The 21,052-nt window shown below is 54.7% G+C and carries 20 protein-coding genes; 11 read left to right on the top strand and 9 right to left on the bottom strand.

The genetic code is table 11. The annotated features are described in order from the left end of the window. Window positions 1-32: 32 nt before the first annotated feature. On the bottom strand, window positions 33-2,594 hold the full coding sequence (gene mutS, locus FEM44_RS03535; RefSeq protein ID WP_130221540.1) for a DNA mismatch repair protein MutS: 2,562 nt from the start codon (window positions 2,592-2,594) through the stop codon (window positions 33-35). A 286-nt stretch (window positions 2,595-2,880) separates the two neighbouring features. On the opposite strand from mutS, the gene FEM44_RS03525 reads away from it, so the two are divergent. Beyond that, the gene (locus FEM44_RS03525) at window positions 2,881-3,234 is read left to right on the top strand and encodes a nitrous oxide-stimulated promoter family protein (RefSeq protein ID WP_000015483.1); all 354 of its coding nucleotides are present in this window, start codon (window positions 2,881-2,883) and stop codon (window positions 3,232-3,234) included. 36 nt (window positions 3,235-3,270) lie between these two features. Here the strand turns inward: FEM44_RS03525 and flhA are convergent, their stop codons facing one another. The 6 genes from flhA to hypA form a co-directional block, all read right to left on the bottom strand. After that, complete coding sequence (gene flhA / locus FEM44_RS03520; RefSeq protein WP_135521301.1) at window positions 3,271-5,349, bottom strand: formate hydrogenlyase transcriptional activator FlhA; 2,079 nt, start codon at window positions 5,347-5,349, stop codon at window positions 3,271-3,273. A 71-nt stretch (window positions 5,350-5,420) separates the two neighbouring features. Next, window positions 5,421-6,431, bottom strand: a complete 1,011-nt coding sequence (hypE, locus tag FEM44_RS03515) for a hydrogenase maturation carbamoyl dehydratase HypE (protein WP_130207638.1) — start codon at window positions 6,429-6,431, stop codon at window positions 5,421-5,423. Further along, on the bottom strand, window positions 6,428-7,549 hold the full coding sequence (gene hypD / locus FEM44_RS03510) for a hydrogenase formation protein HypD (RefSeq protein ID WP_130207636.1): 1,122 nt from the start codon (window positions 7,547-7,549) through the stop codon (window positions 6,428-6,430). The genes hypE and hypD overlap by 4 nt, the downstream gene beginning before the upstream one ends. Then, window positions 7,549-7,821: a hydrogenase 3 maturation protein HypC gene (gene hypC, locus FEM44_RS03505; RefSeq protein ID WP_000334881.1), complete on the bottom strand. Its 273-nt coding sequence runs from the start codon at window positions 7,819-7,821 to the stop codon at window positions 7,549-7,551. The genes hypD and hypC overlap by 1 nt, the downstream gene beginning before the upstream one ends. Then, a complete protein-coding gene (gene hypB, locus FEM44_RS03500) occupies window positions 7,812-8,684 on the bottom strand; it encodes a hydrogenase nickel incorporation protein HypB (RefSeq protein ID WP_135490251.1) in 873 nt (290 codons plus the stop codon). Before hypB ends, hypC begins: the two co-directional genes overlap by 10 nt. Before the next feature lie 3 nt (window positions 8,685-8,687). Continuing rightward, window positions 8,688-9,038, bottom strand: coding sequence for a hydrogenase maturation nickel metallochaperone HypA (gene hypA / locus FEM44_RS03495; protein ID WP_130207634.1), 351 nt, complete (start codon window positions 9,036-9,038; stop codon window positions 8,688-8,690). Window positions 9,039-9,249: 211 nt separating this feature from the next. On the opposite strand from hypA, the gene hycA reads away from it, so the two are divergent. From hycA to FEM44_RS03445, 10 genes are all read left to right on the top strand, one after another. Then, window positions 9,250-9,711, top strand: coding sequence for a formate hydrogenlyase regulator HycA (hycA, locus tag FEM44_RS03490; protein ID WP_135521303.1), 462 nt, complete (start codon window positions 9,250-9,252; stop codon window positions 9,709-9,711). 124 nt (window positions 9,712-9,835) lie between these two features. Then, window positions 9,836-10,447, top strand: coding sequence for a formate hydrogenlyase subunit HycB (gene hycB / locus FEM44_RS03485; protein WP_059268566.1), 612 nt, complete (start codon window positions 9,836-9,838; stop codon window positions 10,445-10,447). Next, the gene (hycC, locus tag FEM44_RS03480; RefSeq protein WP_135521305.1) at window positions 10,444-12,270 is read left to right on the top strand and encodes a formate hydrogenlyase subunit 3; all 1,827 of its coding nucleotides are present in this window, start codon (window positions 10,444-10,446) and stop codon (window positions 12,268-12,270) included. The genes hycB and hycC overlap by 4 nt, the downstream gene beginning before the upstream one ends. Window positions 12,271-12,272: 2 nt before the next feature. Beyond that, complete coding sequence (gene hycD / locus FEM44_RS03475; protein ID WP_000115226.1) at window positions 12,273-13,196, top strand: formate hydrogenlyase subunit HycD; 924 nt, start codon at window positions 12,273-12,275, stop codon at window positions 13,194-13,196. A gap of 17 nt (window positions 13,197-13,213) precedes the next feature. Further along, a complete protein-coding gene (hycE, locus tag FEM44_RS03470; RefSeq protein WP_135521307.1) occupies window positions 13,214-14,923 on the top strand; it encodes a formate hydrogenlyase subunit HycE in 1,710 nt (569 codons plus the stop codon). A 9-nt stretch (window positions 14,924-14,932) separates the two neighbouring features. Next, complete coding sequence (gene hycF / locus FEM44_RS03465; protein WP_000493799.1) at window positions 14,933-15,475, top strand: formate hydrogenlyase subunit HycF; 543 nt, start codon at window positions 14,933-14,935, stop codon at window positions 15,473-15,475. Beyond that, window positions 15,475-16,242 carry a formate hydrogenlyase subunit HycG gene (gene hycG, locus FEM44_RS03460; protein ID WP_000067399.1) on the top strand — a complete coding sequence of 256 codons (768 nt, stop codon included), beginning with the start codon at window positions 15,475-15,477 and terminating at the stop codon, window positions 16,240-16,242. The genes hycF and hycG overlap by 1 nt, the downstream gene beginning before the upstream one ends. Next, complete coding sequence (gene hycH, locus FEM44_RS03455; protein WP_001291925.1) at window positions 16,239-16,649, top strand: formate hydrogenlyase assembly protein HycH; 411 nt, start codon at window positions 16,239-16,241, stop codon at window positions 16,647-16,649. The genes hycG and hycH overlap by 4 nt, the downstream gene beginning before the upstream one ends. Then, a complete protein-coding gene (hycI, locus tag FEM44_RS03450; RefSeq protein ID WP_000132960.1) occupies window positions 16,642-17,109 on the top strand; it encodes a hydrogenase maturation peptidase HycI in 468 nt (155 codons plus the stop codon). The genes hycH and hycI overlap by 8 nt, the downstream gene beginning before the upstream one ends. A gap of 42 nt (window positions 17,110-17,151) precedes the next feature. Beyond that, the gene (locus FEM44_RS03445; protein ID WP_135521314.1) at window positions 17,152-17,907 is read left to right on the top strand and encodes a hypothetical protein; all 756 of its coding nucleotides are present in this window, start codon (window positions 17,152-17,154) and stop codon (window positions 17,905-17,907) included. Window positions 17,908-18,010: 103 nt separating this feature from the next. Here FEM44_RS03445 and ascB read toward each other — a convergent pair whose 3' ends face one another. Together ascB and ascF are read right to left on the bottom strand one after the other, a co-directional pair. After that, window positions 18,011-19,435 carry a 6-phospho-beta-glucosidase AscB gene (ascB, locus tag FEM44_RS03440; protein ID WP_135521309.1) on the bottom strand — a complete coding sequence of 475 codons (1,425 nt, stop codon included), beginning with the start codon at window positions 19,433-19,435 and terminating at the stop codon, window positions 18,011-18,013. 8 nt (window positions 19,436-19,443) lie between these two features. Next, the gene (gene ascF, locus FEM44_RS03435; RefSeq protein WP_135521311.1) at window positions 19,444-20,901 is read right to left on the bottom strand and encodes a PTS cellobiose/arbutin/salicin transporter subunit IIBC; all 1,458 of its coding nucleotides are present in this window, start codon (window positions 20,899-20,901) and stop codon (window positions 19,444-19,446) included. Between the last annotated feature and the right edge of the window lie 151 nt (window positions 20,902-21,052).

Genomic DNA, 21,052 nt, shown 5'->3' with positions numbered 1-21,052 from the left:
TCCCGATAGCAAAAGACTATCGGGAATTGTTATTACACCAAACTCTTCAACCGATAAATCCACTCCAGCGCCTGACGCGGGGTGAGTGAATCCGGATCAAGATTTTCCAGTGCTTCGACCGCAGGCGAAGTTTCTTCTGGTACTGATAGCAAAGACATTTGCGTACCATCCACCTGCGTAGCGGCGGCATTCGGTGAAATGCTTTCCAGCTCGCGCAGTTTTTGCCGTGCGCGCTTAATCACCTCTTTCGGCACGCCTGCTAGCGCAGCAACCGCCAGGCCGTAGCTTTTGCTCGCCGCGCCGTCCTGCACGCTGTGCATAAAGGCGATGGTGTCGCCGTGCTCCAGCGCATCGAGATGTACGTTGGCGACGCCTTCCATTTTCTCCGGTAGCTGGGTCAGCTCGAAATAGTGGGTGGCAAACAGCGTCAATGCCTTAATCTTATTTGCCAGATTTTCCGCGCACGCCCATGCCAGTGACAGACCATCGTAAGTGGACGTCCCGCGCCCGATCTCATCCATCAACACCAGACTGTACTCGGTGGCGTTATGCAGAATATTAGCGGTTTCGGTCATCTCCACCATAAAGGTTGAACGCCCGGATGCCAGATCGTCCGCCGCGCCCACACGGGTAAAGATACGGTCAATCGGGCCAATCTCGACTTTTTGTGCCGGTACATAGCTGCCGATATAGGCCATCAGCGCAATCAGTGCGGTCTGGCGCATATAGGTACTTTTACCGCCCATGTTCGGACCGGTAATAATCAACATCCGACGCTGTGGCGACAGGTTCAGCGGGTTAGCGATAAACGGTTCATTCAGTACCTGTTCTACCACCGGATGGCGGCCTTCGGTAATGCGAATGCCAGGTTTATCAATAAAGGTCGGGCAGGTGTAATTCAGGGTATAGGCCCGTTCCGCCAGGTTCACCAGCACATCGAGTTCCGCCAGCGCGCTCGCGCTCTGTTGCAACGCTTCCAGATGTGGCAACAGCAGGTCGAACAGCTCTTCATAAAGCTGTTTTTCCAGAGCCAGTGCTTTGCCTTTTGAAGTGAGGACTTTGTCTTCGTACTCTTTCAGCTCTGGAATAATGTAACGCTCGGCATTTTTCAGCGTCTGGCGACGCATGTAGTTGATTGGTGCCAGATGGCTTTGTCCACGGCTGATCTGAATGTAATAACCATGAACCGCGTTAAAGCCGACTTTCAGCGTGTCCAGACCGGTACGTTCACGCTCGCGGACTTCCAGACGTTCCAGATAATCGGTCGCGCCGTCAGCCAGCGCCCGCCACTCATCCAGCTCTTCGTTATAGCCCGGAGCGATAACACCGCCGTCGCGTACCAGCACTGGCGGTGTGTCGATGATTGCCCGCTCCAGCAGATCGCGCAGCTCGGCAAACTCTCCCATCTTCTCACGCAGCGCCTGAACCGGTGCACTATCGACAGTTTCTAACTGCGCGCGCAGTTCCGGCAGTTGTTGGAAAGCGTGACGCATACGGGCTAGATCGCGCGGGCGAGCAGTACGTAACGCCAGGCGCGCCAGAATACGTTCCAGATCGCCGACCTGCCGTAGTACCGGTTGTAACTCGGCGGTGAAATCCTGCAATGCGCCAATAGTTTGCTGGCGCTCAAGTAACACACGGGTGTCTCGCACTGGCATATGCAGCCAGCGCTTCAGCATACGGCTACCCATCGGCGTGACGGTGCAATCGAGCACGGAAGCCAATGTATTTTCCGCGCCGCCCGCCAGATTCTGGGTGATTTCCAGGTTACGACGTGTCGCAGCATCCATAATGATGCTGTCCTGCTCACGTTCCATAGTGATAGAACGGATATGCGGCAGGGTGGTGCGTTGGGTATCTTTCGCATACTGTAACAGACAACCGGCAGCACAAAGCCCGCGAGGCGCGTTCTCGACGCCGAAACCAATCAGATCACGAGTGCCAAATTGCAGGTTCAACTGCTGGCGCGCGGTGTCGATTTCAAACTCCCACAGCGGGCGACGACGCAGGCCGCGACGACCTTCAATCAACGACATCTCGGCGAAATCTTCTGCATAAAGCAGTTCCGCCGGATTGGTGCGTTGCAGTTCTGCCGCCATCGTTTCGCGGTCAGCCGGTTCGCTCAGACGAAAACGGCCGGAGCTGATATCCAGCGTCGCATAGCCAAAACCTTTGCTGTCCTGCCAGATAGCCGCCAGCAGGTTATCCTGGCGCTCTTGCAACAGGGCTTCATCGCTGATAGTCCCCGGCGTGACGATACGGACAACCTTGCGCTCAACCGGCCCTTTGCTGGTCGCTGGGTCGCCAATCTGTTCGCATATAGCGACGGACTCGCCCTGATTCACCAGTTTGGCGAGATAGTTTTCCACTGCATGGTAGGGGATACCCGCCATCGGGATCGGCTCGCCCGCAGACGCGCCGCGTTTGGTCAGCGAAATATCCAGCAGCTGCGACGCCCGTTTTGCGTCGTCATAAAATAGCTCGTAAAAGTCACCCATCCGGTAAAACAGCAGGATCTCCGGATGCTGGGCTTTCAGCTTGAGATACTGCTGCATCATTGGTGTATGGGCGTCGAAATTTTCTATTACACTCATGGAATTAGATCCGGTTCCCTGATGTTAAATGTAGTGTGATGGTTTTTATTTTCGTTGTAATCACATAAGGCGCACATGATACCGGAGTTAATCATTTCAGGGGAAGACACGAAAGGTGAGTTCTTGACGCAGGTTCCGGGAAATATGCCGCTTTGCAGCGTTTGCGTGATGACTATGAAACAAGATCGCAAAATTACATCGGTTGAAGAAACCTCCTCCTTCAGAGCCATAGTCCCCTTCAAAATTAAGTTGTAATATAAATGCACCTTAAGAGTATGGAGGCAGCATGTCCGGCAAGCGTATCTCTCGTGAAAAACTGACGATTAAAAAAATGATCGATCTTTATCAAGCGAAATGCCCGCAGGCGTCAGCGGAGCCGGAGCATTACGAGGCGTTGTTTGCTTACGCGCAAAAGCGGCTGGATAAATGTGTGTTTGGCGAAGAGAAACCGGCCTGTAAGCAGTGCCCGGTGCACTGTTATCAGCCTGCGAAGCGTGAGGAGATGAAGCAAATTATGCGTTGGGCGGGGCCGCGAATGCTGTGGCGTCATCCGATCTTAACCGTGCGTCATCTGATTGATGACAAACGTCCAGTGCCAGAACTGCCGGAAAAATATCGCCCGAAAAAACCACGTGAATAGCGTGCCGGATAGATCTTCCTGTCCGGCACTAGAAGATTAAACCAACGCCGCTTTATCAATTCCCAGCCGTTTCATCCGTGACAGCAGGGTCGTGCGTTTTAACCCCAGACGTTGCGCAGCGCCTTTCGGACCCGCGACTACGCCATTAGTCTCTTTTAATACGCGGACAATCAGTTGATATTCATCTTCGCCTTCCTGAGCGACGACCGTTGCAGCTGGCGGCGTTTCAGGTTCTGGCAGTGAGATATCGGGTAAAGAGAGTTGTAGAACGTTACCGCGAGTCAGCAGTACCGCGCGCTCAATGACGTTTTCCAGTTCGCGCACGTTACCTGGCCATTCCATATTGCTCAATGCGCGCAGCGTCTCGGCAGGAATGCTGTCAATATTACGACCCAGGCGGCGGGCAATTTTAAACGTAAAGGCTTTAGCCAGCAGCGGAATATCTTCCGGGCGCTCGCGCAGCGGCGGCAGATGAATCGGGAAGACGTTCAGGCGGTAGTAGAGATCGCTACGGAACTCGCGGTCGGCGACCATTTTTTTCAGATCGCGATTAGTCGCGGCGATTAAACGCACATCAGTCTGAATGATTTTGTTGCTGCCGAGACGTTCGAATTCCTGTTCTTGTAAAACGCGCAGCAACTTAGGCTGTAATTCCAGCGGCATATCGCCCACTTCATCAAGGAATAGCGAGCTTTTATCCGCCAGTTCAAAACGACCAATGCGCTGGGCGCTGGCACCAGTAAAGGCACCACGCTCATGACCAAACAGGTCGCTTTCCAGCAGTCCCGCAGGCATGGCGGCGCAGTTCATCTTCACCATTCGCCGACTATTGCGGTTGCTGAGATTGTGGATCGCGCGGGCAATCAGTTCCTTACCCGTCCCCGTTTCACCGAGAATGAGTACGGTACTGTCGCTTTGCGCTACCATCTCAACCTGCTTGAGCACGCTATACATGGCTTCACTGCGACCAATAATCTCGCCAAATTCACTTTCCACATTATTGAGCTGTTCGGTCAGAGCTAGGTTTTCATCAACCAGGCGCTCCTTCAGACGGTGGATTTCCTGATAGGCGAGGGCGTTATCCACGGCAATCGCCACACGTTCAGCAATCTGGCGCAGCAAACTCAGGTTAGTGGTGGTAAAGGTTTTCTCTTCGCACTGCGCCAGTTTCAGCACGCCCAGCATGGTGTTGCCAGACATCAACGGTAGCAGGCACAGCGTCTGGATCTGGTTGCCCCAGGTGTCGAACAACATGCGTTCGTAGGGGGCTAAATCGTCTCGCTCGTGGAGATTAAGCAGCAGCATCTCTTTGCTTTTAAATACGCGCTCGGTGAGGGTTCCTGCCTCATCAACTTCACTCTGTTCATGAGTGGGATGCTGTTTATCGAGATAGTGAGTGGAGTAAACGTTGAGTTTGTTTTTGCGGTGGCTGCGTAAAACGATGCTGATATCGTCGATATCGAAGTAGTAGTGGATTTCTTTAGCCACTTCGCTGACCAGCTCGTCCATGTCCAGGCGGGAGAGTACTGCATTGGTGATGGCGACCAGAATGCGGAAGTTATCCCGTTCCCGGCATAGCAGTTCGTAGTCGACATTGTTGATGATGCGGCTCTGAATTTGCTCGGTGACAACAGAAACAATCTGCGTAAATGTTTGCAGGCGATTGAACTCTTTTTCGCTCCACGGGCGATCGTCATAACGAATAAATTCACAGCCGCCAAAAATATGTCCTTCCGCGGCCTGCGGCATCAGGCAATAGTGACCAAATTTGGGGTATAGCCCACTCGTAGCCAGTTGCGGCCAGGTGTCACAAAATTCTTCGTAGCTGCAGTGCAGTGTGTCAGGGCGCGATAAAATGCTGCGCACCGGGCCATGTGCCAGAATGGTTTCGTCTTCGTATTTAATGGGATTGTCTTTGTCACGCGACGCGTAATAAGTCGCACGTTGAGTCTGCGCTTGCCACAACACAATAGCTGCGTTGTCGGCGAGCGCAGAACGCTTTACCAGTTGCGAAAGAGCCTCACACAGCGAGGCCAGATCGGGCTGCTGCAATAGTGTCCGAGTGATGTCGAACAACCCTTGTTGCCCGAGATCACTCATCGGTGTATACGACATGTTGTTCTTCCAGGAAAGCACCGCTAAGCGGTGCAAAAGGTAAATGACAAATTCCAGGGGCTAAATTTTTATTAGCATATACGAGGTAGCGGTTCGGCGTGTGGTAGATCGAGAGTTCGTTTCACGCCATAAAGTCCAGCGAGACGAACACCTTTACGCTCAACCACTTCGCCAATTAATGCTGCATCTTGTCCCAGTGGGTGGGAACGCAGCGCCGCCAGCACTTGCTCTGCCGCGTTACGCTCTACAGCAATCACCAGCTTACCTTCGTTGGCAAAGTTGAGGGCATCCAGGCCCAGCAGCTCACAAACGCCGCGCACGGCAGGTTTAACCGGCAGCGCTGCTTCTGAAAGTTCAATACCGCAACCGCAGGCTGCCGCGAACTCATGAACTACCGCGTTCACTCCACCACGGGTAGCATCGCGCAGCGCTTTCACGCCGGGAATGTCGCGCAGCGTCTGAATCAGCGGCGTCAGTACCGCGCAATCGCTGACCAGTTCGCCGTCCAGCCCCAGCTGCTCGCGCAGGTTAAGGATAGTTGCTCCGTGGTCGCCGAGCGTACCGCTAACCAGCAGAACATCGCCTGCGGTGAGAGTTTGTGCTCCCCAGTGAATATTCGCCGGAATTGCGCCCATGCCTGCGGTGTTGATAAACAGTTTATCTGCCGCCCCACGCTGTACCACTTTAGTGTCGCCAGTGACGATGGCGATTCCTGCCGCGCGGGCGGTTTCTGCCATGCTGGTCACTACCGCTTTCAGCGTCTCCATCGGCAATCCTTCTTCGAGGATAAATCCACAGGAGAGATAACGTGGGATAGCGCCGCTGACCGCCACGTCATTGGCCGTCCCGCAAATCGCCAGCTTGCCGATATTACCGCCAGGGAAGAACAGCGGGTCGATGACGTAGCTGTCAGTGGAGAAGGCCAGACGATCGCCTTCTGCCATTAATTGCGCCAGGTCAAGACGAGCCTGATCTTCCTGTTCTGCCAGCCACGGATTAGCAAACGCCTCCATAAACAGGCTGTTGATTAATTGCTGCATCGCCTGGCCGCCGCTGCCGTGGGCGAGTTGGATATTATTCACACTTCACTCTCCTGCTGACGATACTGATACCATGCGGCACATGCTCCTTCGGAGGAAACCATAAGTGCGCCGAACGCGGTTTGAGGATTACAGGTGTTACCAAACAGCGGGCATTGATGCGGCTTACATTTGCCGGTCAATACTTCACCACAACGTGCGCGCGGGTCATCACAAACCTGCTGCGGTGCCGGGCGGAAATGTGCTTCGGCATCGAATCGTTGATAATCCGGCGTCAGGTGCACACCAGAAGATTCAATCACGCCTAAGCCGCGCCATTCGCTGTCGCCATTGACGCAGAAGACGTCAGCAATCGCCTGTTGTGCCAGCAAATTACCCGCATCTGGCACCACTCGCCGGTACTGATTCTCTACCTTGCTGTGGGCCGCTATTTTCTGCTCTACCAGCATCACCACGCCTTGCAGTAGATCAAGTGGTTCGAAACCAGCGACCACCAGAGGACGATGAAAATCGCTGGCGATAAAATTATAGGCGTCGGTGCCAATTACCATACTGACGTGGCCCGGCGCGAGGAATGCATCAATGCCGTTGTCCGGCTGCTCCAACAAACTGCGCAGAGTCGGGATCAGCGTAATGTGCTGGCAGAAGAAGTAAAAATTCTGCACATCGCGGGCTTTTGCCTGTTGCAGAGTGATTGCGGTGGTCGGCATGGTGGTTTCAAACCCTAAGCCGAAAAACACCACTTTACGAGTTGGGTTCTCCTGCGCCAGTTTCAACGCATCCATTGGCGAGTAGACGATGCGCACATCAGCACCGCGTGCTTTTGCCTGCAACAACGACCCCTGTTTCCCCGGTACGCGCATGGCGTCGCCAAAGGTACAGAAGATGACTTCCGGATGGCTGGCAATCTCCACGCAGGTGTCGATTCTGCCCATCGGCAGTACGCACACCGGGCAACCCGGACCGTGGATAAATTCAACGTTTTCCGGCAGTAACTGGTCGAGGCCGAATTTAAAGATGGCGTGGGTATGACCGCCACACACTTCCATAATCCGCAGAGGGCGTTCGGCGGTGTAAGAGAGATGTGAAGCACGTTCGCGCAGATGCTCAATTAACTGCATCACCTGTTCCGGCGCGCGATATTCATCAACAAAACGCATTATTTTTCCTCGCCATACAACAGCGCGCCGACATCCGGCTCAACGTCAAACATATTTTGTAAGGCGTCGAGAGTGTCGCGCGCTTCGGCTTCATTAATTACGCTCATGGCAAAGCCAACGTGAACCAGTACCCACTGACCCACGCGCGGCTGACCGTTTTCATCGCAGCTGCCGACTAGCGTTAAATCGACATCGCGCTGAATGCCGCAGACGTCGACTTTCGCCTGGTTGCCGTCAATGGTGCGAATCTGGCCAGGAACGCCTATGCACATCGCTGTGCCTCCAGCCAGTTCAGCCACTGGTCCATCCCTTCGCCGCTGGTGGCGGAAATAAGGATGATTTCAATTTCTGGATTGACTTCGCGGGCGCAGGCGATGCACTTCTCAACGTCGAAATTGAGATATGGCAGCAAGTCAACTTTGTTGAGCAGCATCAGCGAGGCGGCGGCAAACATATGCGGATATTTCAGCGGTTTGTCTTCACCTTCGGTAACGGAAAGCACCGCCACTTTGTGTTTTTCACCGAGATCGAAGCTGGCCGGGCATACGAGGTTGCCAACGTTTTCGATAAACAGAATACCGTTATCGGCCAGTGGCAGGCGCGGTGCGGCATCAGCGATCATCTGGGCATCGAGATGGCAGCCTTTACCGGTATTCACCTGAATAGCTGGTGTGCCGGTAGCGCGAATGCGGGCGGCATCGTTCACGGTTTGCTGGTCGCCTTCAATCACCGCACACGGAACGCTATCTTTCAGGCGCATTAAGGTTTCAGTCAGCAGCGTGGTTTTACCGGAACCAGGGCTGGAAACCAGGTTGAGTACCAACTGATTGCGGGCAGCAAAGCGCGCGCGGTTGCGTTCAGCCAGACGGTTGTTTTTGTCCAGCACGTCAATTTCGACTTCCAGCATCCGACGCTGGCTCATACCTGGCGCATGAGTGCCAGCTTCGCCGTGACCATAATGCAGGTCGCCTTCTTCGGTCTGGCTGGGGGTAAATTCAGGCGCTTTAATGCCGGTGATTTTCATCTTCGGCCGTGCCGCCGGGGCAAATGGCGCGCTACGAAACGCGGAATGAGGGTTATGTTCATCACCCTCGATATACAGGTTGCCTTCACCGCAACCGCATGTTGTACACATCGCTCACTCCTGGTCTATTTCTATCCGCCGAATCTGTAAACCGTCGTCTGCCACAATGCGCAGCATGTCGCCATGACACTGTGGACAGCGGCGGACGCGCTGGGTCAGTAGCGTCACATACTGCTGGCATGTTTCACACCAGCACTCGGCCTCTTGTTCTTCGAGGTGCAGTTTACAACCTTCTGCCACGCTGCCGCGGCAAACCAGATCAAAACAAAAGGCAAGAGAGCTGGTTTCGACACAAGAAAATGCGCCAATTTTGAGCCAGACCGCAGTTACGCGTTTTGCGCCGTGCTGTATGGCCTGCTGTTCGATCAATTCCAGTGCCCGCTGGCAGAGGGTTATTTCGTGCATATCGCCTCCCATTAACTGTTGCCCGTGACAAGCAATAATTGTGCCAGTGTTGATTATCCCTGATGTGAACAATGTCGATGATGTCGAAATGACACGTCGTCATGGCGTCGAAAGTTGGCTGCCTTATGAAAAACATATGAATAACAATGAGATAAAAATTGGCACAAAAAATGCTTAAGGCTGGCATCTCTGTTAAACGGGTAACCTGACAATGACTATTTGGGAAATAAGCGAGAAAGCCGATTACATCGCACAGCGGCATCGTCGCCTACAGGACCAGTGGCATACCTATTGCAATTCGCTGGTTCAGGGGATCACGTTATCAAAAGCGCGTCTGCACCACGCCATGAGTTGCGCGCCAGATAAAGAACTCTGTTTCGTACTTTTTGAACATTTTCGCATTTACGTCACCCTGGCGGATGGTTTTAACAGCCACACCATCGAGTACTACGTCGAAACGAAAGACGGCGAAGACAAGCAGCTGATTGCACAGGCTCAGTTAAGCATTGACGGCATGATTGATGGCAAGGTCAACATCCGCAATCGCGAACAGGTTCTGGAGCACTATCTCGAAAAAATCGCTGGTGTTTACGACAACTTATACACCGCCATTGAGAACAACACGCCGGTGAATTTAAGCCAACTGGTAAAGGGACAAAGCTCAGCAGCATGAGCTGAGGCTTTGTCCGGTTTGCAGGCATCATGCCTGTTTGGGGATGGGCGTGTCGATGAGTGTCGAAAATGACATTTCATCGGCATGTTTTCGTCAAAAATGACAATCACCTGAGGAATGCCCGGTGAATCGTTTTGTAATTGCTGACTCCACGCTCTGTATCGGCTGCCACACCTGTGAAGCCGCCTGTTCAGAGACGCATCGCCAGCACGGCCTTCAGTCTATGCCGCGTCTGAGAGTGATGCTAAATGATAAAGAATCTGCGCCGCAGCTCTGTCACCACTGTGAAGATGCACCTTGTGCGGTAGTCTGCCCGGTTAACGCCATCACTCGTGTTGATGGGGCCGTGCAGCTGAATGAAAGCCTGTGCGTAAGCTGCAAACTGTGCGGCATCGCCTGTCCGTTCGGCGCAATCGAATTTTCCGGCAGCCGTCCGCTGGATATTCCTGCAAATGCCAATACCCCGAAAGCGCCACCGGCACCGCCTGCTCCGGCGCGTGTCAGCACATTGCTTGACTGGGTGCCGGGTATTCGCGCGATCGCCGTCAAATGTGACCTTTGTAGCTTTGATGAACAAGGTCCGGCCTGCGTGCGGATGTGCCCGACCAAAGCCCTGCATCTGGTGGATAACACCGATATCGCCCGCGTTAGCAAACGTAAGCGTGAGCTGACCTTTAACACGGACTTTGGCGATCTCACCTTGTTTCAGCAGGCTCAAAGTGGAGAGGCTAAATGAGCGCAATTTCCCTGATCAATAGCGGCGTGGCGTGGTTTGCCGCCGCCGCTGTTCTGGCATTTCTCTTTTCTTTTCATAAGGCACTAAGCGGCTGGATTGCCGGAATTGGTGGCGCAGTCGGTAGCCTGTACACGGCAGCAGCGGGCTTCACCGTGCTGACGGGGGCAGTCGGCGTGAGTGGTGCGCTGTCACTGGTAAGCTACGATGTGCAAATCTCTCCGCTTAATGCGATTTGGCTGATTACGCTCGGCCTGTGCGGCCTGTTTGTCAGCCTCTACAACATTGACTGGCATCGCCACGCGCAGGTGAAGTGCAACGGCTTGCAGATCAATATGTTGATGGCTGCCGCCGTCTGCGCCGTCATCGCCAGCAACATCGGCATGTTCGTGGTAATGGCCGAAATCATGGCCCTGTGCGCGGTGTTCCTCACCAGCAACAGCAAAGAGGGCAAACTGTGGTTTGCGCTGGGGCGTCTTGGCACTTTGCTGCTGGCGATTGCTTGCTGGCTGCTGTGGCAGCGTTACGGCACGCTGGATCTGCGCTTGCTGGATATGCGCGTGCAGCAACTGCCGCTCGGTTCTGATATCTGGCTGCTCGGCGTGATTGGCTTTGGCCTGCTGGCCGGGATTATCCCGCTGCACGGCTGGGTGCCACAGGCACATGCTAACGCTTCAGCGCCTGCTGCTGCGCTGTTTTCTACGGTGGTGATGAAAATTGGCCTGCTGGGCATTTTAACCCTGTCGCTGCTGGGCGGTAACGCGCCGCTGTGGTGGGGGATCGCGCTGCTGGTGCTCGGCATGATCACCGCGTTCGTCGGCGGTCTGTATGCGTTGATGGAGCACAACATCCAGCGTCTGCTGGCTTACCACACCCTGGAAAATATCGGCATTATCCTGCTGGGGCTGGGCGCTGGCGTAACGGGTATCGCGCTCGAACAACCGGCACTGATTGCTCTTGGCCTGGTCGGTGGTCTGTACCATCTGCTTAACCATAGCCTGTTCAAAAGCGTACTGTTCCTCGGAGCGGGGAGCGTCTGGTTCCGTACCGGGCATCGCGATATCGAAAAACTCGGTGGTATTGGCAAGAAAATGCCGGTTATCTCCATCGCCATGTTAGTCGGGCTGATGGCAATGGCTGCGCTGCCGCCGCTGAACGGTTTTGCCGGGGAATGGGTTATCTATCAATCCTTCTTCAAATTGAGCAATAGTGGCGCGTTTGTTGCCCGTCTGCTGGGGCCGCTGCTCGCTGTGGGGCTGGCAATTACCGGTGCACTAGCGGTGATGTGTATGGCGAAAGTCTATGGCGTCACGTTCCTCGGTGCGCCGCGTACCAAAGAAGCCGAAAACGCCACCTGTGCGCCACTCCTGATGAGCGTAAGCGTGGTGGCACTGGCGATTTGCTGCGTAATTGGCGGTGTTGCTGCGCCGTGGCTGCTGCCGATGCTGTCTGCTGCTGTACCTCTGCCGCTGGAGCCTGCTAACACCACCGTTTCTCAACCAATGATCACCTTGCTGCTGATTGCCTGCCCGCTGCTGCCATTCATCATTATGGCGATTTGCAAAGGCGACCGTTTGCCGTCACGTTCTCGTGGCGCGGCCTGGGTGTGCGGCTACGACCACGAAAAATCAATGGTGATTACTGCTCACGGTTTTGCCATGCCGGTGAAACAGGCGTTTGCGCCGGTGCTGAAACTGCGCAAAGTGCTGAATCCAGTGTCGCTGGTGCCGGGCTGGCAGTGCGAGGGGAGTGCGTTGCTGTTCCGCCGGATGGCGCTGGTTGAACTGGCGGTGCTGGTGGTGATTATTGTTTCACGAGGAGCCTGAGAATGAGTGTTTTATATCCGTTAATTCAGGCGCTGGTGTTATTTGCCGTTGCGCCGCTGCTCTCCGGTATAACCCGCGTGGCGCGCGCCCGCTTGCATAACCGTCGCGGGCCGGGCGTGTTGCAGGAGTATCGCGACATTATCAAACTGCTGGGTCGCCAGAGCGTTGGCCCGGATGCCTCTGGCTGGGTGTTTCGCCTGACGCCGTATGTGATGGTGGGCGTCATGCTGACTATCGCTACCGCGCTGCCGGTGGTGACCGTCGGTTCTCCGCTGCCGCAACTGGGCGATTTGATCACCTTACTGTATCTCTTCGCCATCGCGCGTTTCTTCTTTGCCATATCCGGTCTGGATACCGGTAGCCCATTTACCGCTATCGGCGCGAGCCGTGAAGCGATGCTCGGTGTGCTGGTCGAGCCGATGTTGTTGCTCGGCCTGTGGGTCGCGGCGCAGGTTGCCGGTTCCACCAACATCAGCAACATCACCGACACCGTTTACCACTGGCCTCTGAGCCAGAGCATCCCGCTGGTGCTGGCACTCTGTGCCTGCGCATTCGCCACCTTTATCGAAATGGGCAAACTGCCGTTCGACCTTGCGGAAGCCGAGCAGGAGTTGCAGGAAGGTCCGCTCTCTGAATACAGCGGCAGCGGCTTTGGCGTAATGAAATGGGGTATCAGCCTGAAACAGCTGGTGGTGTTGCAGATGTTTGTCGGGGTGTTTATTCCGTGGGGACAAATGGAAACCTTCACCGTCGGTGGGCTGTTACTGGCGCTGGTGATTGCCATCGTCAAACTGGTGGTCGGCGTACTGGTTATCGCGCTGTTCGAAAACAGCATGGCCCGTCTGCGTCTTGATATTACTCCACGCATTACCTGGGCTGGGTTTGGCTTTGCATTTTTAGCGTTCGTCTCCTTGCTGGCGGCGTGATTAAAGAGAGTTTGAGCATGTCTGAAGAAAAATTAGGTCAACATTATCTCGCCGCGCTGAATGAGGCATTTCCGGGCGTCGTGCTGGACCACGCCTGGCAGACCAAAGATCAGCTGACTGTCACCGTAAAGGTGAACTATCTGCCGGAAGTGGTGGAGTTTCTTTACTACAAACAGGGTGGCTGGCTGTCGGTGCTGTTTGGTAACGACGAACGCAAACTGAATGGTCATTACGCCGTTTATTACGTGCTGTCGATGGAGAAGGGCACCAAGTGTTGGGTAACGGTTCGCGTTGAAGTTGACGCCAACAAACCGGAATATCCGTCCGTGACGCCGCGCGTTCCGGCGGCGGTCTGGGGCGAGCGTGAAGTGCGCGATATGTACGGTTTGATTCCGGTAGGTCTGCCGGATGAACGTCGTCTGGTGCTGCCGGATGACTGGCCGGATGAACTTTATCCGCTGCGTAAAGACAGCATGGATTATCGTCAACGTCCGGCACCAACCACCGATGCTGAAACCTACGAGTTCATCAACGAACTGGGCGACAAGAAAAACAACGTCGTGCCGATTGGTCCGCTGCACGTCACTTCCGACGAACCGGGCCACTTCCGTCTGTTCGTCGATGGCGAAAACATTATCGACGCCGACTACCGCCTGTTCTACGTCCATCGCGGCATGGAAAAACTGGCGGAAACCCGCATGGGTTATAACGAAGTGACCTTCCTCTCTGACCGTGTGTGCGGGATCTGTGGCTTCGCCCACAGCACGGCGTACACCACCTCCGTTGAGAATGCGATGGGCATCGTGGTGCCGGAACGTGCGCAGATGATCCGCGCTATTCTGCTGGAAGTGGAACGCCTGCACTCGCACCTGCTGAACCTCGGCCTCGCCTGCCACTTTACTGGCTTTGACTCCGGCTTTATGCAGTTCTTCCGCGTGCGCGAATCCTCCATGAAAATGGCGGAGATCCTCACCGGCGCGCGTAAAACCTACGGCCTGAACTTGATCGGCGGGATTCGTCGCGATCTGCTGAAAGATGACATGATCCAGACCCGTCAACTGGCGCAGCAAATGCGTCGTGAAGTGCGGGAACTGGTGGATGTGCTGCTGAGTACGCCAAACATGGAACAGCGCACCGTCGGCATTGGTCGCCTCGACCCGGAAATCGCCCGCGATTTCAGTAACGTCGGCCCGATGGTTCGCGCCAGCGGCCACGCTCGTGATACCCGTGCCGATCACCCGTTTGTTGGTTATGGCCTGCTGCCGATGGAAGTTCACAGCGAGCAGGGCTGCGACGTTATTTCCCGCCTGAAAGTGCGTATCAACGAAGTCTTTACCTCGCTCAATATGATTGACTACGGCCTGGACAACCTGCCAGGCGGCCCGCTGGCGGTGGAAGGATTCACCTACATTCCGCACCGTTTTGCGCTGGGCTTTGCCGAAGCGCCGCGTGGCGATGATATCCACTGGAGCATGACCGGCGACAACCAGAAGCTGTACCGCTGGCGCTGCCGTGCCGCGACCTACGCGAACTGGCCGACCCTGCGCTACATGCTGCGCGGCAACACCGTTTCTGATGCGCCGCTGATTATCGGTAGCCTCGACCCTTGCTACTCCTGTACCGACCGCATGACCGTGGTCGATGTGCGTAAGAAGAAGAGCAAAGTGGTGCCGTACAAAGAACTCGAGCGTTACAGCATTGAGCGTAAAAACTCGCCGCTGAAATAAGGAATCGCCATGTTTACCTTTATCAAAAAAGTCATCAAAACCGGCACGGCGACCTCGTCTTATCCGCTGGAGCCGATTGCGGTTGATAAAAACTTCCGTGGTAAGCCAGAGCAGAACCCGCAGCAGTGCATCGGCTGTGCGGCCTGCGTCAATGCCTGCCCGTCAAACGCCTTAACGGTTGAAACTGACCTCGCCACCGGTGAGCTGGCGTGGCAGTTCAATCTCGGGCGCTGCATCTTCTGTGGACGCTGCGAAGAAGTTTGCCCGACGGCGGCGATCAAACTGTCGCAAGAGTACGAACTGGCGGTGTGGAAGAAAGAAGACTTCCTGCAACAGTCCCGCTTCGCGCTGTGCAACTGCCGCGTCTGCAATCGTCCTTTCGCCGTACAGAAAGAGATCGACTACGCCATTGCGCTGCTTAAGCACAACGGTGACAGTCGCGCGGAAAACCACCGCGAAAGCTTTGAGACTTGCCCGGAATGTAAGCGCCAGAAATGCCTGGTGCCGTCCGACCGTATTGAACTGACTCGCCATATGAAAGAGGCCATCTGATGAGCAATTTATTAGGCCCCCGTGACGCCAACGGCATTCCGGTCCCGATGACGGTGGATGAATCCATCGCCAGCATGAAGGCGTCTTTACTGAAAAAAATCAAACGTTCTGCCTACGTTTACCGCGTGGACTGCGGTGGCTGCAACGGCTGCGAAATCGAAATTTTCGCCACGCTTTCGCCGCTGTTTGATGCAGAACGCTTCGGCATTAAAGTCGTTCCGTCACCGCGTCATGCGGATATTTTACTGTTTACCGGCGCGGTCACCCGTGCAATGCGATCCCCTGCGCTGCGTGCGTGGCAGTCCGCGCCGGACCCGAAAATCTGTATCTCCTACGGTGCCTGCGGTAACAGTGGTGGCATTTTCCACGATCTCTACTGCGTGTGGGGCGGTACGGATAAAATCGTCCCGGTGGATGTCTACATTCCGGGGTGCCCGCCAACGCCTGCCGCCACGCTGTACGGCTTTGCAATGGCGCTCGGCCTGCTGGAGCAGAAAATTCACGCCCGTGGGCCGGGTGAGCAGGATGAACAACCGGCTGAGATTCTGCATGGCGATATGGTGCAGCCGCTGCGCGTGAAAGTGGATCGCGAAGCACGCCGCCTGGCGGGTTATCGTTACGGTCGCCAGATTGCCGATGACTTCCTGACACAGTTAGGGCAGGGCGAAGAACAGGTTGCACGCTGGCTGGAAGCGGAAAACGATCCGCGTCTGAACGAGATTGTCAGCCATCTGAATCACGTTGTTGAAGAGGCGCGTATCCGATGAGTGAAAAGGTGGTGTTCAGTCAACTGAGCCGTAAATTTATTGATGAGAACGATGCCACGCCCGCCGAGGCGCAGCAGGTGGTCTATTACAGCCTGGCGATTGGTCACCACCTTGGGGTTATCGATTGCCTGGAAGCGGCGCTCACCTGCCCGTGGGATGAATATCTGGCATGGATTGCCACACTGGAGGCGGGCAGCGAAGCCCGCCGCAAAATGGAAGGCGTGCCGAAATATGGTGAAATCGTCATCGACATTAACCATGTGCCGATGCTGGCCAACGCATTCGATAAAGCCCGGGCTGTGCAAACTTCGCAGCAGAAGGAATGGAGTACAATGCTGTTGAGTATGCTGCATGATATTCATCAGGAAAACGCCATCTATTTGATGGTGAGGAGACTGCGTGACTGACGTTTTACTCTGTGTTGGCAATAGCATGATGGGCGATGATGGCGCAGGCCCGCTGCTGGCGGAAAAGTGCGCCGCTGCGCCGAAAGGCAACTGGGTGGTGATTGACGGCGGTAGCGCACCGGAAAACGACATCGTCGCCATCCGCGAACTGCGCCCGACACGACTGCTGATTGTCGACGCCACGGATATGGGGCTAAACCCCGGTGAGATCCGCATCATCGACCCGGATGACATCGCCGAGATGTTTATGATGACTACCCATAACATGCCGCTGAACTATCTTATCGATCAGTTGAAAGAAGATATTGGTGAAGTGATTTTCCTCGGCATCCAGCCGGATATCGTCGGCTTTTACTACCCGATGACCCAGCCGATTAAAGATGCGGTAGAAACCGTTTATCAACGGCTGGAAGGCTGGGAAGGGAACGGTGGATTTGCGCAGTTAGCGGTAGAAGAATAATTCTCCATCAGGGAATTCAGGGAATTGAAAATCAGAACAGGGATGTGCGCTTTTTTATTGAGCTTAGTGCTTCCTGCGCAGGCCACCAGCTTTACCGAATATCTGCCGATGAGTGACAGCGAATACGCGCAAAAGCGGGCGCTGAAACCTCTCCTGACCATGCCTTATTATACCGAGCAAAACTGGCATTTTAGAAAAGTCGGCGTTGCTGGCGTGACGCTTGAGAAGATGCCAAATGAAGAGGATTACTGGCAATTAACCGCAAAAGACCGCGCCGGTAAATCCTGGACGGTGCCTGTGGGTATGCTGGCAAACATAGCGGGTAAAGGGCAACTCTATCGCGCCGATCTTGATCGTAACGGCATTCAGGATCTGGTTATCTGGTTACCCAGTGCCGGTAATGGTCTGGCTCCTTATGCACATTTAATCCTGTTGACGTTCACACGCGAAGGTCGTCCCTGTGTCTTTGAACCCTGGGGATTCTACACCGCAAGCAAAACTGGCGTTGATGATTTGCTGGATTTGCAAGGCAATGGTCACACGCAGCTGCTGGATATGCAGTTTGATTCCGGTTACTGGCTAACCAGTTTGTATCAGGTAAAAGAGGCCAAATGGCAGCGTGTTCATGGCTGGTTTGGCAAGTTAAGCTATCCTGCACTCACGCGTTTTACTTATACTCCCAACCGTAAACTCGTTCTCAAACCCATCGCTGGACGCGACCCGCAAACGGAAGATTTGGCGCTGACGCAGCGTTGTTTGATAACGGGGGATGTGCTTGATGGGGGGAATCAGAACTGATGGCAAACGCTAAATTGCCCGATGCGCTGCGCTTATCGAGCCTACAAAGTTCGTGCGACGAGTAGGCCGGATAAGGCGTTCACGCCGCATCCGGCACTGTTACTTACTCTAAATCTTCACCGTTACTGGCAATCACTTTTTTATACCACCAGAACGATTTCTTACGCGTGCGCGCCAGCGTGCCGTTGCCTGCGTCGTCACGGTCAACAAAGACAAAACCGTAGCGTTTGCTCATTTCACCCGTTGAGGCGGAAACCAAATCAATACAGCCCCAGGTGGTGTAGCCCATCAGCGGAATGCCGTCTGCAATCGCTTCGCCCATTGCGCGGATATGTTCGCGTAAGTAGCTGATGCGATAGTCGTCGTTAATCTCGCCATTGGCAGCAAATTCATCTTTTGCGCCCAGGCCGTTTTCCACCAGAAACAGCGGCTTCTGATAACGGTCGTACATCATATTCATGGTGATACGCAGACCGAGCGGATCAATACCCCAGCCCCAGTCACTTACCTGTAGATACGGGTTACGCAGCGATTTCACCACGTTCGCCGCACTGCTGTTGTTGGCGTTCATCTCCGCCGAGGCGCAGCGCGAGGCGTAATAGCTGAAAGAGACAAAATCGACGGTATTTTTCAGGATTTCATCATCGTCAGGCGCTTTGTCGATGGTTACCCCTTTTTCGCGGAATACGCGGGCAGAGTAAGCCGGATACGAGCCCCGCGCCTGCACATCGATAAAAAACAGGTTTTCCCGATCTTTCTCCAGCGCCGCCCAGACATCTTCCGGCTTGCAACTGTAAGGGTAGAAGTTACCGCCCGCCAGCATACAGCCCACCTGATTTTGCGGGTTAACCTCATGGGCGATTTTGGTGGCTAATGCACTGGCAACCAGCTGGTGGTGCGCAGCCTGATATTTCACCTGCTCCTGATTTTCCCCTTCTTCAAACACCAGACCCGCGCCGGAGAACGGGCTATGCAACATAATGTTGATTTCATTGAAGGTTAGCCAGTATTTCACCAGGCCATCAAATGCTTCAAAACAGGTTCGGGCGTAGCGAGTGAAAAACTCCACCAGCTTACGGTTACGCCAGGAGCCATATTCCGTCACCAGATGCATCGGCACATCGAAGTGACACAACGTGACCAGCGGTTCGATTCCGTACTTTTTACACTCTTCAAAGACAGAACGATAAAAAGCAATGCCCTGCGGGTTGGGCGTCAGCTCATCGCCCTGCGGAAAGAGGCGGCTCCAGGCAATCGAGGTGCGGAAAACCCTGAATCCCATCTCTGCCATCAGGGCGATATCTTCTTTATACCGATGATAAAAATCCGTCGCCTCATGGCTGGGATAAAACTCGTCATCGCGCAACTGAAAACGTTTTTCCAGCCCCAGTTTCACCGTCATTCGATGCTCGCCGTGCGGGATCATATCGACCGTGGTCAGCCCTTTGCCGCCTTCACGGTACGCGCCTTCAGACTGGTTGGCGGCAAGCGCGCCGCCCCATAAAAAACCTTGCGGAAATACAGACATTTTCATCCTCAATTAAGACTTACTTCTTTGGCGACGGTCGGTTGTGCGCCCTGATGCTTTCGCGCCTCGGCAGCCGCTTCCTCAACAGGGATATCTTCAAAGCCGAGCAACAGTGTGAGGATAAACGACAGCACCACCGCCAGCGCCATGACCGCGAACACCCAGACGATGCTCATCGGATTTGCCGGATCGAAGAACTGCACGCTGGTAAATAACCCCGGCGCTGCCATTGAGTGGCTGGCAAGCCCCGCCATACCGGCAACCGCGCCGCAAATAAAACCGCTGATAAGACTGGCGATAAGCGGACGTTTCAGACGGATCGCCACGCCGTATAACGCCGGTTCGGAAATCCCCGCCATAATGGCTGATGCCGCCGCAGCCAGCGCCGTCTGGCGCAGTTCCGGGTTTTTCGTTTTCCACGCCACCGCCAGCGATGAACCGCCCAGCGACAGGTTAGCGCCGATTTCTGACGGCATGACCATCCCTTCTTTTCCGGTTTCGGCAATGGTCTGAATGATGGTTGGTGTAAAGACGCGGTGCATCCCGGTCATTACCAGCAGCGGCCACAGCGCGCCCATAATGGCGACTGAAAGCCAGCCCAGATAACCATGAATGGTGTAAACCAGCGCCGAAATGGCGCTACCGATCCAGATACCAATCGGTCCAATCAGCAGGATTGCCAGCGGTGCGGCAATCAACACAATCAGCATTGGCTTGAGGAAGTTTTTGGTTACCGCCGGTGTAATGCTGTCCACCCAGCGTTCGATATATGACAGGCACCAGGTCATCACCAGCGCCGGGATCACCGTGTAGGTGTATTTCACCGCGGTGACCGGAATCAGGGCAAATTCGACATGTTCACCCTGGGCCGCTTTCGCCATCAGTTCAATAAAACTCGGATGTACCAGCACACCCGCGATGGCAATCGCCAGCGACATATTGGTTTTAAATTTGATGGCGGCCGAAGCCGCGACCATCAGCGGCAGGAAGAAGAAAGCACCGTCACCAATCACATTCAGAATGGTTAAGGTCGGCGATCCTTTTGTCAGCACGCCGCTCATTTCGAGGATCATCGCCAGCAGTTTGACCATCGATCCGCCGATAATCGCCGGGATCAGCGGTGACATGGTGCCGATCAGCGCATCGAGGATCCCGGCACCAATGCGACGTAGCGTGAGCTTTGGTTTACCCACGGGCTGCGCGGGCTGCATATCTCCAGGTAACAAGCTGACGACTTCCTGAAAAGCCTGCGAAACCGTATTGCCGATAATCACCTGGCACTGGTTGTCGCTACGTACCACGCCGAGCACGCCGGAGATGGTTTTTAACGTCGGGCTGTCGATAAGCTGGTCGTCTTTGATAACAAAGCGCAAACGCGTCATACAGTGCGTGACCGCCGAGATGTTATCAACGCCGCCCAGTGCCGTTATCACCGAGCTTGCCAGCGCCGCATAATTTTTGGCCATCGGATTTTATCCTGTTATCAGTAGGGTAGATGTAGTTGTTATCAGTCGACGGGACGGGAAAATGCCGATGCTGAAACGGAAATAAGAAACCGGTTTCACAAAATCATGAATAGTTGTCATTTAATAAGCAAGAGAGTTGATTGTTCATTTT

The organism is Escherichia sp. E4742, from assembly GCF_005843885.1.
In the GTDB taxonomy this organism is placed as follows: Bacteria; Pseudomonadota; Gammaproteobacteria; order Enterobacterales; family Enterobacteriaceae; genus Escherichia.
This window is presented reverse-complemented; position numbering and strand designations above follow the sequence as displayed.

What these genes read in the sequence shown, in the direction of transcription:
- hycF (WP_000493799.1), top strand. Translation starts at nt 14,933, where the DNA reads ATGTTTACCTTTATCAAAAAAGTCATCAAAACCGGCACGGCGACCTCG.
- mutS (WP_130221540.1), bottom strand. Translation starts at nt 2,594, where the DNA reads ATGAGTGTAATAGAAAATTTCGACGCCCATACACCAATGATGCAGCAG.
- hypC (WP_000334881.1), bottom strand. Translation starts at nt 7,821, where the DNA reads ATGTGCATAGGCGTTCCTGGCCAGATTCGCACCATTGACGGCAACCAG.
- hycG (WP_000067399.1), top strand. Translation starts at nt 15,475, where the DNA reads ATGAGCAATTTATTAGGCCCCCGTGACGCCAACGGCATTCCGGTCCCG.
- hypD (WP_130207636.1), bottom strand. Translation starts at nt 7,549, where the DNA reads ATGCGTTTTGTTGATGAATATCGCGCGCCGGAACAGGTGATGCAGTTA.
- hycE (WP_135521307.1), top strand. Translation starts at nt 13,214, where the DNA reads ATGTCTGAAGAAAAATTAGGTCAACATTATCTCGCCGCGCTGAATGAG.
- hycA (WP_135521303.1), top strand. Translation starts at nt 9,250, where the DNA reads ATGACTATTTGGGAAATAAGCGAGAAAGCCGATTACATCGCACAGCGG.
- hypA (WP_130207634.1), bottom strand. Translation starts at nt 9,038, where the DNA reads ATGCACGAAATAACCCTCTGCCAGCGGGCACTGGAATTGATCGAACAG.
- ascF (WP_135521311.1), bottom strand. Translation starts at nt 20,901, where the DNA reads ATGGCCAAAAATTATGCGGCGCTGGCAAGCTCGGTGATAACGGCACTG.
- hycH (WP_001291925.1), top strand. Translation starts at nt 16,239, where the DNA reads ATGAGTGAAAAGGTGGTGTTCAGTCAACTGAGCCGTAAATTTATTGAT.
- FEM44_RS03525 (WP_000015483.1), top strand. Translation starts at nt 2,881, where the DNA reads ATGTCCGGCAAGCGTATCTCTCGTGAAAAACTGACGATTAAAAAAATG.
- ascB (WP_135521309.1), bottom strand. Translation starts at nt 19,435, where the DNA reads ATGTCTGTATTTCCGCAAGGTTTTTTATGGGGCGGCGCGCTTGCCGCC.
- flhA (WP_135521301.1), bottom strand. Translation starts at nt 5,349, where the DNA reads ATGTCGTATACACCGATGAGTGATCTCGGGCAACAAGGGTTGTTCGAC.
- hycD (WP_000115226.1), top strand. Translation starts at nt 12,273, where the DNA reads ATGAGTGTTTTATATCCGTTAATTCAGGCGCTGGTGTTATTTGCCGTT.
- hypB (WP_135490251.1), bottom strand. Translation starts at nt 8,684, where the DNA reads ATGTGTACAACATGCGGTTGCGGTGAAGGCAACCTGTATATCGAGGGT.
- FEM44_RS03445 (WP_135521314.1), top strand. Translation starts at nt 17,152, where the DNA reads ATGTGCGCTTTTTTATTGAGCTTAGTGCTTCCTGCGCAGGCCACCAGC.
- hycC (WP_135521305.1), top strand. Translation starts at nt 10,444, where the DNA reads ATGAGCGCAATTTCCCTGATCAATAGCGGCGTGGCGTGGTTTGCCGCC.